This is a genomic window from Microbacterium sp. NPDC057944, from assembly GCF_042887445.1.
In the GTDB taxonomy this organism is placed as follows: domain Bacteria; phylum Actinomycetota; class Actinomycetes; order Actinomycetales; family Microbacteriaceae; genus Microbacterium; species Microbacterium natoriense.
This window is the reverse complement of sequence record NZ_JBHVPJ010000002.1, coordinates 241,044-254,896: the sequence shown is the minus strand read 5'-3', so window position 1 is coordinate 254,896 and position 13,853 is coordinate 241,044. Positions and strand designations below refer to the sequence as shown.

17 protein-coding genes are annotated in these 13,853 nt (G+C 67.9%); 4 read left to right on the top strand and 13 right to left on the bottom strand.

From position 1 onward, the window contains the following. Complete coding sequence (locus tag ACFVRO_RS10610) at nt 1-495, top strand: glutathione peroxidase (protein ID WP_386952069.1); 495 nt, start codon at nt 1-3, stop codon at nt 493-495. Here the strand turns inward: ACFVRO_RS10610 and ACFVRO_RS10605 are convergent. Further along, nucleotides 492-1,178 carry a DsbA family oxidoreductase gene (locus tag ACFVRO_RS10605; protein WP_341941992.1) on the bottom strand — a complete coding sequence of 229 codons (687 nt, stop codon included), beginning with the start codon at nt 1,176-1,178 and terminating at the stop codon, nt 492-494. The two genes, ACFVRO_RS10610 and ACFVRO_RS10605, sit on opposite strands and share 4 nt — an antisense overlap. A gap of 52 nt (nt 1,179-1,230) precedes the next feature. Here ACFVRO_RS10605 and ACFVRO_RS10600 point away from each other — a divergent pair, with 52 nt between their 5' ends. Continuing rightward, nucleotides 1,231-1,791 carry an AAA family ATPase gene (locus ACFVRO_RS10600; RefSeq protein ID WP_386952067.1) on the top strand — a complete coding sequence of 187 codons (561 nt, stop codon included), beginning with the start codon at nt 1,231-1,233 and terminating at the stop codon, nt 1,789-1,791. On the opposite strand, the gene ACFVRO_RS10595 is transcribed toward ACFVRO_RS10600, so the two are convergent. Continuing rightward, complete coding sequence (locus tag ACFVRO_RS10595; protein ID WP_105672966.1) at nt 1,782-2,582, bottom strand: isoprenyl transferase; 801 nt, start codon at nt 2,580-2,582, stop codon at nt 1,782-1,784. The genes ACFVRO_RS10600 and ACFVRO_RS10595 overlap by 10 nt on opposite strands. Next, nucleotides 2,579-3,322, bottom strand: coding sequence for a DNA repair protein RecO (gene recO / locus ACFVRO_RS10590; RefSeq protein ID WP_105672965.1), 744 nt, complete (start codon nt 3,320-3,322; stop codon nt 2,579-2,581). Before recO ends, ACFVRO_RS10595 begins: the two co-directional genes overlap by 4 nt. 34 nt (nt 3,323-3,356) lie before the next feature. On the opposite strand from recO, the gene ACFVRO_RS10585 reads away from it, so the two are divergent. Further along, nucleotides 3,357-4,058, top strand: coding sequence for a trimeric intracellular cation channel family protein (locus ACFVRO_RS10585; RefSeq protein ID WP_105672964.1), 702 nt, complete (start codon nt 3,357-3,359; stop codon nt 4,056-4,058). Between the two features lie 170 nt (nt 4,059-4,228). Here the strand turns inward: ACFVRO_RS10585 and leuA are convergent, their stop codons facing one another. Beyond that, nucleotides 4,229-5,983 carry a 2-isopropylmalate synthase gene (gene leuA / locus ACFVRO_RS10580; protein ID WP_386952064.1) on the bottom strand — a complete coding sequence of 585 codons (1,755 nt, stop codon included), beginning with the start codon at nt 5,981-5,983 and terminating at the stop codon, nt 4,229-4,231. 193 nt (nt 5,984-6,176) lie between these two features. Here leuA and ACFVRO_RS10575 point away from each other — a divergent pair, with 193 nt between their 5' ends. Beyond that, entirely contained in the window at nt 6,177-6,824 is a 648-nt protein-coding gene (locus ACFVRO_RS10575; protein ID WP_386952061.1) for a hypothetical protein, read from the top strand. On the opposite strand, the gene ACFVRO_RS10570 is transcribed toward ACFVRO_RS10575, so the two are convergent. From ACFVRO_RS10570 to ACFVRO_RS10530, 9 genes are all read right to left on the bottom strand, one after another. Further along, nucleotides 6,821-7,756: a zinc-binding alcohol dehydrogenase family protein gene (locus ACFVRO_RS10570; RefSeq protein WP_386952059.1), complete on the bottom strand. Its 936-nt coding sequence runs from the start codon at nt 7,754-7,756 to the stop codon at nt 6,821-6,823. The two genes, ACFVRO_RS10575 and ACFVRO_RS10570, sit on opposite strands and share 4 nt — an antisense overlap. Before the next feature lie 2 nt (nt 7,757-7,758). After that, nucleotides 7,759-8,232 carry a hypothetical protein gene (locus ACFVRO_RS10565; RefSeq protein ID WP_386952056.1) on the bottom strand — a complete coding sequence of 158 codons (474 nt, stop codon included), beginning with the start codon at nt 8,230-8,232 and terminating at the stop codon, nt 7,759-7,761. Next, the gene (locus ACFVRO_RS10560) at nt 8,229-9,218 is read right to left on the bottom strand and encodes a hypothetical protein (RefSeq protein WP_386952054.1); all 990 of its coding nucleotides are present in this window, start codon (nt 9,216-9,218) and stop codon (nt 8,229-8,231) included. Before ACFVRO_RS10560 ends, ACFVRO_RS10565 begins: the two co-directional genes overlap by 4 nt. Continuing rightward, nucleotides 9,218-9,733, bottom strand: coding sequence for a sigma-70 family RNA polymerase sigma factor (locus ACFVRO_RS10555; protein WP_386952052.1), 516 nt, complete (start codon nt 9,731-9,733; stop codon nt 9,218-9,220). The genes ACFVRO_RS10560 and ACFVRO_RS10555 overlap by 1 nt, the downstream gene beginning before the upstream one ends. A gap of 48 nt (nt 9,734-9,781) precedes the next feature. Continuing rightward, a complete protein-coding gene (gene era, locus ACFVRO_RS10550) occupies nt 9,782-10,678 on the bottom strand; it encodes a GTPase Era (RefSeq protein ID WP_344009843.1) in 897 nt (298 codons plus the stop codon). Then, the gene (locus ACFVRO_RS10545; protein WP_386952049.1) at nt 10,671-11,954 is read right to left on the bottom strand and encodes a hemolysin family protein; all 1,284 of its coding nucleotides are present in this window, start codon (nt 11,952-11,954) and stop codon (nt 10,671-10,673) included. Before ACFVRO_RS10545 ends, era begins: the two co-directional genes overlap by 8 nt. Beyond that, nucleotides 11,951-12,409: an rRNA maturation RNase YbeY gene (ybeY, locus tag ACFVRO_RS10540; RefSeq protein ID WP_105672956.1), complete on the bottom strand. Its 459-nt coding sequence runs from the start codon at nt 12,407-12,409 to the stop codon at nt 11,951-11,953. The genes ACFVRO_RS10545 and ybeY overlap by 4 nt, the downstream gene beginning before the upstream one ends. Beyond that, nucleotides 12,406-13,431 carry a PhoH family protein gene (locus ACFVRO_RS10535; RefSeq protein WP_223587460.1) on the bottom strand — a complete coding sequence of 342 codons (1,026 nt, stop codon included), beginning with the start codon at nt 13,429-13,431 and terminating at the stop codon, nt 12,406-12,408. The genes ybeY and ACFVRO_RS10535 overlap by 4 nt, the downstream gene beginning before the upstream one ends. Before the next feature lie 64 nt (nt 13,432-13,495). Beyond that, entirely contained in the window at nt 13,496-13,843 is a 348-nt protein-coding gene (locus ACFVRO_RS10530; protein WP_386952046.1) for an HIT domain-containing protein, read from the bottom strand. Nucleotides 13,844-13,853: the final 10 nt, after the last annotated feature.

Sequence of the window (13,853 nt, the reverse complement as noted above, 5' to 3'; positions counted from 1 at the left end):
ATGACCGATTCCGCAGTGCGCAGCATCCCCTTCGTCGACGCTCAGGGAGCGGAGAAGACGCTCGACGATCTCGGCGCCGACGTCGTCCTCGTGGTGAACGTGGCGTCCAAGTGCGGCCTCACGCCGCAGTACGAGCAGCTCGAAGAGCTCCAGCGCCTCTACGGCGACCGCGGATTCAGCGTCGTCGGCTTCCCGTGCAACCAGTTCTTCGGCCAGGAGCCGGGATCGGTCGATCAGATCCTCGAGTTCTGCTCCACGACGTACGGCGTCACCTTCCCCATCGTCGACAAGGTCAAAGTCAACGGCAAGAACGCCGCCGACCTCTACAAGGAGCTCAAGGAGACGCCCGACGCGGGCGGCAAGGCCGGCCGCGTCGAGTGGAACTTCGAGAAGTTCCTCGTGCTGCCGGACGGATCCGTGCAGCGCTTCCGCCCGAAGCAGAAGCCCGATGACCCCGCCATCGTCGGGGCCATCGAGGCGGCGCTGACCCGCTAGACCGCGGCGGGCTCCGACTCGTCTTCGCCGCGCTTCGCCCACAGGTCGCGGAGCACGTTCTCGAAGGCGGCAGGCGGCTGCGCTCCGGAGATGCCGTACTGACCGTCGATCACGAAGAACGGCACGCCCTGGATGCCGTAGGCCTGCGCCTGCGCCTGATCCTGCCGAACCGCGGGGAGGTACTGCGCGGACTCGAGCACCTGACGAGTGGCGTCGGCGTCCAGACCGACCTCGACGGCGAGCTCGACGAGGTCGTCGACCCGTCCGACGTGCTTGCCCTCGGTGAAGTACGCCGACATCAGTCGCTCCTCCATCTCGTGCTGGAGTCCCTCCGCCTTCGCATGGTGCAGCAGTTCGTGCGCCTTCACGGTGTTCGTGTGCTGCAGCAGATCGAAGCGGTACTCGAGTCCCGCGTTCTGCGCCACACCGGTGACGTGGGACAGCATCTGCTCGACCTGTGCGCGCGGCATCCCCTTGTGGCCGGCGAGGAAGTCGATCTCGTCGCCGTGGAAGTCGACCGGGGTGTCGGGAGACAGCTCGAAGGAGTGGAACGTGATGTTCACCTGCGGGGCGTCCTCGTCGCCGGAGACGGCTTCGAGGCCCTTCTCGAGATTGCGCTTGCCGATGTAGCACCACGGGCAGGCGATGTCGGACCAGATGTCGATCGAGATGGGTTCAGTCACATCCCTATCCAACCGCATGCACCAATGGGCTATTCCGGATTAGGATTCTCGGATGCTCTCCGCCGATGATCCTCTGCCGTTCCGACCGGAGCGGATTCTCATCGCGGGCGTGTCAGGGTCGGGCAAGACGACCCTCGCCGCACGCATCGGCGCCGCCTGGGATCTGCGCCACATCGAGATCGATGCGCTGTTCCACGGACCGGAGTGGACGCCGCGGCCGACGTTCCTCGACGACGTGCGGACGTTCGCTGCCGAAGAGCGCTGGATCACCGAATGGCAGTACACCAGCAAGGGCACAGACGAGATCCTGCCGCCGCGCGCCGACCTCGCGCTCTGGCTGGACTACCCGTACCGCGTCGTGCGCTCGCGGCTGATCAGACGCACCCTCGCGCGCGGAGTGCTCCGGCGCGAGCTCTGGAACGGCAATCGCGAGAAGGGGCCGTGGAACATGCTGAACCGCGACCCCGAGGAGAACATCCTCGCCTGGCAGACGAAGACCCTCCGACATTGGGCGGAGCGCATGCCCGGGATCGAGGAGCGGTTCCCCCACCTGACGATCGTGCGGCTGCGGCATCCGCGCGAGGCCGAGCGCTGGATGCGCGCTCAGGCCTGATCGGGAGTGTCGATCGCTCCGCCGAACCTCCGGTCGCGCGACAGGTAGATGCCGATCGCGCGCCAGAGCTCTTCGCGGGAGAAGTCGGGCCACAGGGTGTCGAGGAAGACCATCTCGGCGTACGCGGACTCCCAGAGCAGGAAGTTCGACGTGCGCTGCTCCCCCGAGCTCCGCAGGAACAGGTCGACATCGGGCATGTCGGGGACGTACAGGTGCCTGCGGATCATCTTCTCGCTGATCGCGTTCGGCTTGACCCGCCCCGCGGCGACCTCCGCTGCGATGGACCGCATCGCATCGACGATCTCGACGCGCCCGCCGTAGTTCACGCACATGGTCAGCGTCAGGGTGTCGTTGCCACGGGTCAGCTGCTCGGCGTACTGCAGCTCCTTGATGACGCTGCCCCACAGCCGCGGCTTGCGACCGGCCCAGCGCACCCGCACGCCCCACTCGTTGAGCTGGTCGCGGCGCCGGTGCAGCACATCGCGGTTGTATCCCATGAGGAAGCGCACCTCTTCAGGAGAGCGCGCCCAGTTCTCGGTGGAGAAGGCGTAGACCGAGAGGTGCTTCACCCCTGCCTGGATGGCGCCGGCGACGACATCGAGCAGGACCTCCTCACCGGCCTTGTGCCCTTCGATGCGGTTCAGGCCGCGGCGGTTGGCCCAGCGGCCGTTGCCGTCCATGACGATCGCCACATGAGCGGGGACCGCGGGGAAGGCGGGCGGGTGCACCCCGGTCCAGTCGAGCGGGCGGTACGCCACGGCATCCTTGTGGGTGAATGGCTTCGGGCTCACCGTGCTCCTTCTCGGGGGGCGTCGATCACGTGCGCGAGCGAGCGGATGCCGCGCTCGAGGTGCCATTGGGCGTAGGCGGCGATCAGTCCGGAGGCCGCGGAGGTCTCGACCGGCGATGCCGCATCGATGAGCTCCCACTCCCCTGCCATCAGCGACCGCAGGAGAGAGAGCGTGCGCTCGGCGATCCGAGGGCTGCCCGCCGGAGCGTCGTTCGTGCACACCGACCCGCCGAGCTGCCCGACGAAGTGCGTGTGCGGACCGGGATCGCCGCATCTGGCGCAGTCCCCCAGCGACGGAGCCCAGCCGGACAGTGCCATCACCCGCAGCAGGTAGGAGTCCAGGATGCTGCGCGGTGCATGCTCGCCCCGTGAGAGGGCGCGGAGTCCTCCGACGAGCAGGAGGTACTGCTCGGGCGTCGCCTCCGAGTCGCTCAGCCTGTCGGCGGTCTCGACCATCGCGTTGGCCGACGTGAACCGGTCGTAGTGCGCGGCGATGTCGGCTCCGTACGCCCCGAGCGACTCGGCCTGCTGCACGATGTCGAGAGAGCGTCCCTGGTACAGCTGCACATCGGCGACCATGAACGGCTCCAGGCGGGAGCCGAACTTCGACGACGTGCGTCTGACCCCCTTGGCCACGGCGCGGATCTTGCCGTGGCGCCGCGAGAGCATGGTGACGATGCGGTCCGCCTCACCCAGCTTGTGGGTGCGCAGGATCACCGCTTCGTCTCGGTAGGTCGGCACGGTTCGATTATCCTCCGTGCGCGACAATGGACGGGTGACCGAACCGCTCTTCACCATTCCGCTGTGGGCGGACCTCCTCGGCGTCGGCCTCGGCGGCGTGCAGGGGGCGATGTTCGCCTCCGGTTTCCAGGGTCAGCGCCGACTCGACTGGCTGGGCGTCGCGATCATCGGCATCATGATCGGCATGGGCGGCGGCCTCATCCGCGACATCCTGCTCGGTCAGCCGCCCGCGACGCTGCACGACAACTGGTATCTGGTCACGGCCACGGGCGCCTCCCTGTTCGGGATGCTCCTCGCCGGGGTCTTCAACCGCATCAACACCGTGATCGTCGTGCTCGACGCAGTGGTCATCGGCATGTTCGGCGCCTTCGGCACGAGCAAGGCCATCGCCTTCGGCATCCCCCCGGTGCCCGCCGTCTTCATCGGAGTGTGCGCGGCGGTCGGCGGCGGCGTGCTCCGCGACATGCTGATGGGACTGCCGACCGCGATCATGCACGTCGGCTCTCTCTACGCCGTCGCGGCCGGCGCCGGCTGCACGTTCATCGTCGTCGCGAACCTGTTCCACATGCCGATCACGCTCGCCGCGATCATCGGCATCATCGTGACCGCAGTGATCCGCATCCTCGCGGTGAGCTTCGACGTGTCCCTGCCGGAGCAGCGTCGCCTGTACCGCCGCAAGGTCGCCGCAGAGACCGGCATGATCCCGATCATCAAGCCCTCGGACACCGGTCGCTGACCCGTCGGTCCCTGTTCCTCCGGGCGACGAACGATCACCCCGGGTCGTTGAGCGAGGGAGCGCAGCGACCGAGACGAAACGCGTCATCCGACGTTCGACGTCAGGTGACGCGTTTCGTCTCGCTTCGCTCGCTCAACGACCAGATGGTGAGGCCGCTCGCCCGGTGGCTCTCAGACCGCGGCGAGCTCCGCGGCGCGGGTCCGGATCGATCGGTTCACGCCCGACACGATCGCCTTGAGGGATGCCGTCGAGATGTCTCCGTCGATGCCCACGCCCCACAGGCGCTGGTCGCCGACCTGCAGCTCGACGTAGGCCGCGGCCTGCGCGTCGCCGCCGGCGCTGAGAGCGTGCTCGACGTAGTCGTAGACGGTGATGTCGAAGCCCTGTGCGCGCAGCACCTCGACGAAGGCGGCGACGGGGCCGTTTCCGTTGCCGCTGATCGCGAGCTCCTGCTCGTCGTCTCGGAGCACGACGTCGAGGACCACCTCGCCCGACATGTCGCTGCGGGTCTGGGTGGCCAGCAGCTCGAAGCGGCCCCACTTGGCGGCGGCATCGGCCGCGGGAAGGTACTCGTCGTTGAAGATCGACCAGATCTGCTCGCTGGTGACCTCGCCGCCCTCGGCATCCGTCTTGGCCTGCACGACGCCGGAGAACTCGATCTGCAGCTTGCGCGGCAGATCGATCGCGTGATCGGCCTTCAGCAGGTAAGCGACGCCGCCCTTGCCGGACTGCGAGTTGACGCGGATGACCGCCTCGTACGACCGGCCGAGGTCCTTCGGGTCGACAGGCAGGTACGGCACGGCCCACTCGATGTCGTCGACCGTGACGCCACGGGACTCCGCGGTCGCGGCCATCGCCTCGAAGCCCTTCTTGATCGCGTCCTGGTGCGATCCGCTGAACGCGGTGAAGACCAGGTCTCCCGCCCAGGGGCTGCGCTCGGGCACCGGCAGCTGGTTGCAGTACTCGACCGTGCGCTTGACCTGGTCGATGTCGCTGAAGTCGATCTGCGGGTCGATGCCCTGCGTGAACAGGTTGATCCCCAGCGCGACGATGTCGACGTTGCCCGTGCGCTCGCCGTTGCCGAACAGGCATCCCTCGATGCGATCCGCACCGGCCATGTAGCCCAGCTCGGCGGCGGCGATCGCGGTGCCGCGGTCGTTGTGCGGGTGCAGCGACAGGATGACGTTCTCGCGGTGGGCGAGGTGGCGGCTCATCCACTCGATCGAGTCGGCGTACACGTTCGGCGTGGCCATCTCGACGGTGGCGGGGAGGTTGATGATGACCTTGCGGTCGGGCGTCGGCTCGAAGATCTCGATCACCTGGTTGCACACGTCCACCGCGAACTCGAGCTCGGTGCCGGTGTAGCTCTCGGGCGAGTACTCGTAGTAGACCTGGGTGTCGGGGATGGTCTTCTCGAACTTCCGGCACAGGCGAGCGCCTTCGAGGGCGATGTCGATGATGCCCTGCTTGTCGGTGCGGAAGACGACCTCGCGCTGCAGCACGCTCGTGGAGTTGTAGAGGTGCACGATCGCCTGCTTGGCCCCGGCGATGGACTCGTAGGTGCGCTCGATGAGGTGCTCTCGCGCCTGGGTCAGCACCTGGATGGTCACGTCATCGGGGATCAGGTTCTCCTCGATGAGCTGACGCACGAAGTCGAAGTCGGTCTGGCTGGCCGAGGGGAAGCCGACTTCGATCTCCTTGTAGCCCATGCTCACGAGCAGCTCGAACATGACGCGCTTGCGCTCGGGCGACATCGGGTCGATGAGAGCCTGGTTGCCATCACGGAGATCGACGGCGCACCAGCGGGGGGCCTCGGTGATCCGGGCGTCCGGCCAGGTGCGGTCGGGAAGGTCGACGACGATCTGCTCGTGGAAGGGCCGGTACTTGTGGATCGGCATCCCGGACGGGCGCTGGGTGTTCTTCATGATGGGCTTCTTCTCTTCGTCAGAATGTACGGGCCAACACAAGCGCCGCGACGAGGAAGGCCCTAGCTCTTAGGACTCGTCGCGGCAGCTAAGAAGAAGCAGACCGCCGAAAGGCATGCGGCCATGCTAGCAGGGATGCCGATGCGCTTCGACTCGCTCTGAGACGATCGGTGCTGCGGCGACACTGTCGAGTATGAGCACATCGCAGAGTCGCCCGCTCCTCGCCGCCGCATCCGTCGCCTGCCTCCTCGCGCTGACGGCATGCGCGTCCGGCCCGGCAGGATCCCCGGCGCCCACAAGCACCACGGTCCCCTCCGATCAGCGCCTGGAGGCGGTGCACCCCGCGCCGCCGCAGGGTCGCGTCATCGGGACGGGCACGGTGATCGACAAGGGCGGCGACGTGCAGTTGTGCCTGGGCGCCGTCATGGAGTCGTATCCCCCGCAGTGCCAGGGCCTCCCCGTCGACGGGTGGACCTGGGAGGGTGTGGACGGCAGCGAGACATCGGGAGACGTCACCTGGGGCACCTACGCCGTGTACGGCACGTACGACGGCGAGAGATACACCATCACCGATCCGCCGATCATGCTCGCGCTCTACGATCCGATCCGTCCGGAGGACCCGTCGGGTGGAGCGGACGGCACGACCTCTGCGGCCGATCTCACGCGCATCCAGGATGACGTCGCCGCACGTCTCGGCTCGACAGCGCTGACGGCGTCCAGTGATCGAGGCTACGTCTGGGTGCAGGTCGTCTGGGATGACGGCAGCATCCAGGACGCCGCGGACGCCGAGTTCGGCGACGACGTCGTGTTCGTCACGTCGGCGCTTCGCGAGATCGACTAGGGGATCAGCGCGATCGCTCCGCCGGGATGGCCTCCGGCGAGGACGCGCAGCGCCTCCGGCGCCTCGGAGAGCGGGAAGGTCATCGCCACCGGCACGACGAGATCGCCGTTCTGCGCCAGCGCGACCAGCTCACCCCTGATCTCGTCCCTGAAACGCGCGCTGTCCGGCTGGGAGCCGGCGATCCAGCGGATGCCGTCGGCCTCCGCGCGATGAGCCGCGGCGATCGTCACGATGCGCGTCCGATCGGCGACGAGAGCGAGGGACACGTCGATCGCCTCGTCCGTGCCGACGGCGTCCAGCGCAGCGTCGACCGGGCCGCCGGCCAGCTCGCGCACACGGGTCTCGAGGCCGGGACCGTACGCGACGGGAACTCCGCCGAAACGACGGACGACCTCGGCACGGGCAGCGCTCGCCGTGCCGATCACGCGGATGCCGCGCAGCGCGGCCAGCTGGAGCACGGCGACGCCGACCGCGCCCGAGGCGCCGTGCAGCAGGAGGGTCTCCCCTGGCGAGGCTCCGGTCACGAACAGCATCTCCGCCGCCGTGGTCCCCGTGAGGAACAGGTTCGACGCCGCCGCATGATCAAGCGTCGTCGGCTTCGCGAACGCCTTCTCGGCGGGGATGGTGATCTCGTCGGCGTAACCGCCGCGCACGCGGAAAGCGATCACCTGATCTCCCGGGTGCGCCTCGCCAGAGCCGATCCTCGTGTCCGGTCCGATGGCCACGATCTCGCCGGAGATCTCATAGCCGATCGGCACGGGGAAAGCGACGCCGGAACGGGGCGCGGCGACGTGCTTGGCATCCGCGGGGTTCACGCCCGCAGCGCGGACACGGACCGTGATCTCCCCTTCACCGGGAAGCGCCGGCTCGTACTCTTCGAAGGACCATGAGTCGGGCGAGCCCCACTCGGTCGCCACCCACCGGCGCGCCATGGTCAGAAGACGCAGCGGATGTTGGTAGTGGTGCCGCCCACATTCGTCCAGCTGCCCGCGTTCGCCGTCGCGAGCACGGTGGTCACGTTGCGCGCCTGCGCATACCCGGTGGGGCGCGCGTCGGCGATCGACCTCGTCGTGAACGTCGCCGGGACCGGCAGGACCCCGCAGCCGGTGAAGCTGAGCCTGGCGCCGTTCAGGCTTCCCTCGTCAAAGGCGCAGATCGCGCCGGATGGGCACGTGCCTACCGCGGCCCGTGCACTGATTCCGCCCGACGAGGGTACCGACAACTCCATACCCAGCCCCGGCCAGACCGCGGTCTGCGCATCGACCAGGATTCCGCCGGGCACAGCTTCCAGCATCTGGACGACCTGCGGATCCGTCTCTGGCATGTCGCTCGCGAGAACCGGAAGCGAACCGGTCAGCGCGAGGACGATGCCCGCCCCTGTGGCGGTGATGCTCTTGACAAGTCTCACTTCGGAATCACCTCATCGATGTCGAACACCTGGTACCCGAGCACCGCACCGGTCGGCAGCAGATCGTCGCCCTTCACGACCGTTTTCTCGACCCCGACGATTCGTCCGGACTGGATCGAGATCAACAGCACCTCGCTGGTCGCGCCATCCGCTCTCACCACCCGCACTCCCGCCACGGGTCGGCCGAGACGGTCAATCGAGGATCCGAGCGCAACCGCTCCTTCGGTCTCACCGAGGATGCCGAGAAGCACGGACTCCTGCGCGTTGGTGAGGGTCCATTGCTGGATGAGAGACCTGATCGCCGACACCGCCTGCTGTGCGGACGGTTCTTCGGGCATCCCGAGAGCGACGAGCGCCGCGAACAGTTCCTCCTTGCTCGTTCCCGGCGGATCGACGATGGGCGTCTCGAACTGCCCGGGTTCGAACACCAGTTCGCTGGTCACCTTTCCCGTGCTCGTGATCTGGGAGGACGCGTTCGCCCCGGCGTCGGTGGAGTCGTACTCGGCTCCTTCCACATGGGTCCTGCGCCCGGACTGATCGGGCTCCCACTCGAGCGTCACCAGCTGGGGAACCACCTTGATCTCGCCGGTCATGCCGTTGATGTCCATCGACCAGTCAGCCGTTCGCACGTAGCGCGCGGGTTCCGCAGGGCCTGTGCCTGCCGCCAGCGCCGCCTGCGCGTCCTTGATCGTCTCCGTCACGGTGGCAGAGCCCTCGAAGGTCAACGGAGAGGGCGTACCTGCAACAGCCGCTCCCCCGGATCCCACGACGCTCACGCCGATCGCGACGGCAGCAGCCGCAGCGACGAGACTGGACCCCCAGCCGACGACGCGGTTGCGGGTGCGGTGCGGGTGCGGGTCGGTCGCCATGATGCGGTCGAGCATCGCGAGAGCCTCAGCGTCGGGCTTGGCGTCGATCGGAGTGCGCGCGCGATCACCGGCTGCGTAGAGCAGCCGATCCAGCTCCTCATCGGTCAGCTGTGGCATCAGTCCGTCCCCTCCAGGCCCAGGCCGCGACGCAGTTTCCTGTGCGCGCGACGCTTCGTCCGTTCCGCACAGGCACGAGAAACACCCATCGACTCGGCGATATCCCCCACCGCGAGTCCGTCCCAGTACGTGAACATGATGATACGCCTCTCCCGCACGCTGAGGCCAGAGAGCGCTCTCAGGATCTCGGCGTGGCTCGCCGGGCACTCCGATACGGATTCTCCCGCCACCCCCGCGTGCACGGCTTCGGTGACGGCCGGGCGGTCGGCGGTGCGCCCCAGGCGGTGCCGCAGTGATCGATCCGCCTCGCGGAGCAGCCACACGCGGCCGAGTGGTCGATTCGGCTTCAGCCTCGTCCAGGCGTTGAAGAACACGACCGAGACGAGCTCCGTGACCTCGGCGTCGTCGTCGATCACGCACTCGATGTGATGTCTGACGGCCGCCCAGTTCTCGTCGAAGACGCGGGAGAAGACCTCATTGCGCAGCGAGTTCGGGTCTTCGCTGCCGGCGCTCATGTCGGCGAGGGAGGCGGGTCGTCCGCCCGAGGTCGACGCGGGCGCATCTCAGAAGCCGAGTCTGCCGAGCTGCTTGGGATCGCGCTGCCATTCCTTCGCGACCTTGACGTGCAGACCGAGGAACACGCGGGCCCCGAGGAGCTCCTCGATACCGCCGCGGGCGCGGGCGCCGACGTCCCGAAGACGCGACCCCTTGTGCCCGATGATGATGGCCTTCTGACTGTCGCGCTCCACGACGATCGACGCGTGCACGTCCGTCAGGCTGCCGTCCTCGCGCGGCGCGATGTCGTCGACGACCACCGCGATCGAGTGCGGGAGCTCGTCCCTGACGCCGTCGAGAGCGGCTTCGCGGATGATCTCCGCGATCCGGTCCTCCTCGGACTCGTCGGTGGTGATGCCCTCCGGGTACAGCGCAGGGCCCTTCGGCAGCAGCCGGATGATCTCGTCGGAGAGGACCTCGAGCTGATCCCGGGTGAGCGCGGACAGCGGGATCACGGCCGCCCAGTCCTCGCGCAGCGCGTCGACCTCGATCAGGCGCTCGGTGATCTCGTCTCGCCCTGCGGCATCCGTCTTGGTGACGATCGCGATCTTCTTCGCGCGCGGATACCCGTCGAGGGACGCGGCGATGCGGCGGTCGCCGGGTCCGACCTTCTCCGTCGCGGGCACGCAGAACCCGATGACGTCGACATCTCCGAGAACCTGCTCGACGAGGTCGTTCAGTCGTTCGCCGAGGAGCGTGCGCGGCTTGTGGATGCCGGGGGTGTCCACGATCACGAGCTGGCCGTCAGGACGGTTCACGATGCCGCGGATCGCGCGTCGCGTCGTCTGGGGCTTGTCGCTGATGATCGCGATCTTCTCGCCCACCAGGGCGTTGGTCAGCGTGGACTTGCCCACGTTGGGGCGCCCGACGAAGGTCACGAAGCCGCTTCTGGTCTTCTCAGTCATCTTCCGTGTCTCCTTCATGGGCCGCGTCCTGCGCCCGTTCGACGAACACCGTCGCAATGCCGCGCCCTCGCCCGCGAGAGGCCCCGCCGGTCAGCACGACGCCGTCGACCGTCGCCGTGGCCCCCGGCTGGGGAACCTGTCCGAGAGCCTTGCCGAGCAGTCCGCCGATCGAGTCGACGTCTTCATCCTCGAGTTCGAGTCCGAAGAGATCGCCGACGTCCTCCAACGAGAGCCGGGCGCTCACGCGGTATCTGCCTTCGCCGAGATCGACGACTTCGGCCGACACCTGATCGTACTCGTCCGAGATCTCGCCGACGAGCTCCTCGATGAGATCCTCCAGCGTCACCAGCCCCGAGATGCCGCCGTGCTCGTCGATCACCAGGCACACGTGCACCGCGTCGCGCTTCATCTGCTGCAGCAGCGTCTCCGCGCGCATGGACTCGGGGACGAAGGTCGCCGGCCGGGAGATGGGCCTGATGGGAGCCGTCCGCCAGGCGCTCTCGTCACGGAACGCGAACTGCACGAGGTCCTTGAGATAGAGCACGCCGACGACGTCGTCCGCCTCGTCGTCGACGACGGGCATGCGCGAGACGCCGCGGTGCAGGAACAGCGCCATGGCTTCGCTCGTGGTCGCCGTCGCATCCACCGTCACCATCTCGGTGCGCGGCACCATGACCGCGCGCACGAACTGGTCCGTGAAGTCGAACACGGAGTGGATGAGATCGCGGTCGTCCGCCTCGATGAGGTCGTTCGACGCCGCCTCGTCCACCATGCTCAGCAGCTGCTCCTCCGAGCTGAATGTGCTGCGTCCCGCACCGGGGGTGACGCGGTTGCCGAGAACGACGAGGCCCTGCGCGAGCGGTCCGAGGATGATCCGCACTCCGCGCACGACGGGAGCGCACGCACGGAGCATCGCGTCGGCGTGATGCCTGCCGAACGTACGCGGACTCGCGCCGACCAGCACGAAGGTGATGCCCGTCATCAGCACGGCGGCGGCGAGCATCGCCCACCAGATGTTGTCGAAGAGGCTGGAGAAGGCGACCGTCACGAGGACGGCGGCCGTCGTCTCCGCGAGCACGCGGATGAACGCCACCGCGTTGACGTGCGCGTCGGGGTCGGCGGCGATGCGGGACAGCTGCCCTGCGTTGCGCCCCTCGGCGCCCATCTCCTCGAGGTCGGCGCGCGAGGTCACCGCGAAGGCCGCATCGATAGCGGCCATGAGACCACCGAACGCGACGAGCAGCACCGCCCCCGCGAGGAGGAAGGCCGCGGTCATCGTCGGCGTTCAGAGGCCGCGAAGCCCTGGATGAGCTCCTTCTGAAGACCGAACATCTCGCGCTCGTCATCGGGCTCGGCGTGGTCGAAGCCCAGCAGGTGCAGGAGCCCGTGCGTGGTCAGCAGGATGAGCTCGTCCATCAGCGTGTGGCCGGCCGCCTGCGCCTGCGTCTCCGCGACCTGCGGGCACAGCACGATGTCGCCGAGGAGCCCGGGGGCGGTCGGGCGGTCCTCCGTGCCGGGGCGCAGCTCGTCCATCGGGAAGCTGAGCACGTCGGTCGGGCCGGGCTCGTCCATCCACTGGACGTGCAGCGCCTCCATGGCGCCCTCGTCCACGAGGACGATGGCCACCTCGGCGTCGGCGCTGACATGCAGCTGCGCGAGGTTGAAGTCCGTCAGCCGCTGCAGCACGGTCTCGTCGACGTCGATCGCCGACTCGTTGTTGATCTCGATCATGAGAGTCCTCGTTTCGGCATCCGGTCGCGTGGTCCTGGTCGCTGGGCGCCGCGTCGATCGGCGCGATTGGCGAACTCCGCCGCCTGCTCGCGCTCGAACCGCTGCGCCGTGCGCTTCTCGTCGTACTCGCTGTAAGCGTCGACGATGCGTCCGACGAGCGAGTGGCGCACCACGTCATCGCTGGTGAGGCGGGCGAAGTGGATGTCGTCGATGTCGCTCAGCACGCGCGTCACGGTCCGCAGCCCCGATGCTCCCTGCGGGAGGTCGATCTGGGTGATGTCGCCGGTGACGACCATCTTCGTGCCGAACCCCAGCCGGGTGAGGAACATCTTCATCTGCTCCGGGGTGGTGTTCTGCGCCTCGTCGAGCACCACGAACGAGTCGTTGAGCGTGCGACCGCGCATGTAGGCGAGCGGGGCGACCTCGATCGTGCCGGTCGCCATCAGACGCGGGACGATCTCGGGGTCCATCATCTCGTTGAGCGCGTCGTACAGCGGTCGCAGATAAGGATCGATCTTGTCGTTGAGCGTGCCGGGCAGGAACCCCAGTCGCTCCCCCGCCTCGACGGCAGGACGCGTGAGGATGATGCGGGTGACCTCCTTGCGCTGCAGCGCCTGGACGGCCTTCGCCATCGCGAGATAGGTCTTGCCGGTACCGGCCGGACCGATGCCGAACACGATCGTGCTCTCGTCGATCGCGTCGACGTACTCCTTCTGGCCGAGCGTCTTCGGACGGATCACCTTGCCGCGGGTGGAGAGGATCGCCTCGCCGAGCACCTCGCTCGGACGCGGACCCCCGTCCTGACGCAGCATCCTGGCGGAGCTCGAGACGTCGCTCGGAGCGAGATCGTGGCCGCGCCTGGTCATCGTGAGCAGCTCGTCGACGAGACGCTTGGCGTCGGCGACGGCATCGGCGTCTCCCGACAGCGTGATCTCGTTGCCGCGGACGAGCACCTGCACCTGGGGATGCTCCTTCTCCAGCATCCGCAGCAGCCGGTCCTGCGGCCCCAGCAGCTGCACCATGGCGACGCCGTCTGCGTAGATCTTCTCGACGGCGCTGCCGCGGTCGGGAGCGGAATCGAAATCGTCAGAAGCCAACGAGCTTGCTCTCCTCGATGTTGCCGAGCACATGGGCGTGCACGTGGAAGACGGACTGGCCGGCGCTCGCGCCGTTGTTGAAGATCAGGCGGTACTCGCCGTTCGCATGCTCCTCCGCGAGCCGCTTCGCCGCGGCCACGATGTCTGCGAGGAGCACGGGGTCGCCTGCAGCGAGCTCCGTGACGTCGCGGTACTCCTCGGTCTTCGGGATGACGAGGGCGTGCAGCGGCGCCTGCGGGTTGATGTCGCGGATCGCGAAGACCCGATCGGTCTCCAGCAGGATCTCCCCGGGGATGTCGCCGGTGAGGATGCGGGTGAAGATCGAGGGCTCGCTCATGCTCTCAGTC

What these genes read in the sequence shown, in the direction of transcription:
- ACFVRO_RS10555 (WP_386952052.1), bottom strand. Translation starts at nt 9,733, where the DNA reads ATGAGCGCCGGCAGCGAAGACCCGAACTCGCTGCGCAATGAGGTCTTC.
- leuA (WP_386952064.1), bottom strand. Translation starts at nt 5,983, where the DNA reads ATGAAGAACACCCAGCGCCCGTCCGGGATGCCGATCCACAAGTACCGG.
- ybeY (WP_105672956.1), bottom strand. Translation starts at nt 12,409, where the DNA reads ATGATCGAGATCAACAACGAGTCGGCGATCGACGTCGACGAGACCGTG.
- ACFVRO_RS10570 (WP_386952059.1), bottom strand. Translation starts at nt 7,756, where the DNA reads ATGGCGCGCCGGTGGGTGGCGACCGAGTGGGGCTCGCCCGACTCATGG.
- ACFVRO_RS10530 (WP_386952046.1), bottom strand. Translation starts at nt 13,843, where the DNA reads ATGAGCGAGCCCTCGATCTTCACCCGCATCCTCACCGGCGACATCCCC.
- era (WP_344009843.1), bottom strand. Translation starts at nt 10,678, where the DNA reads ATGACTGAGAAGACCAGAAGCGGCTTCGTGACCTTCGTCGGGCGCCCC.
- ACFVRO_RS10610 (WP_386952069.1), top strand. Translation starts at nt 1, where the DNA reads ATGACCGATTCCGCAGTGCGCAGCATCCCCTTCGTCGACGCTCAGGGA.
- ACFVRO_RS10560 (WP_386952054.1), bottom strand. Translation starts at nt 9,218, where the DNA reads ATGCCACAGCTGACCGATGAGGAGCTGGATCGGCTGCTCTACGCAGCC.
- ACFVRO_RS10535 (WP_223587460.1), bottom strand. Translation starts at nt 13,431, where the DNA reads ATGGTGCAGCTGCTGGGGCCGCAGGACCGGCTGCTGCGGATGCTGGAG.
- ACFVRO_RS10545 (WP_386952049.1), bottom strand. Translation starts at nt 11,954, where the DNA reads ATGACCGCGGCCTTCCTCCTCGCGGGGGCGGTGCTGCTCGTCGCGTTC.
- ACFVRO_RS10575 (WP_386952061.1), top strand. Translation starts at nt 6,177, where the DNA reads ATGAGCACATCGCAGAGTCGCCCGCTCCTCGCCGCCGCATCCGTCGCC.
- ACFVRO_RS10600 (WP_386952067.1), top strand. Translation starts at nt 1,231, where the DNA reads ATGCTCTCCGCCGATGATCCTCTGCCGTTCCGACCGGAGCGGATTCTC.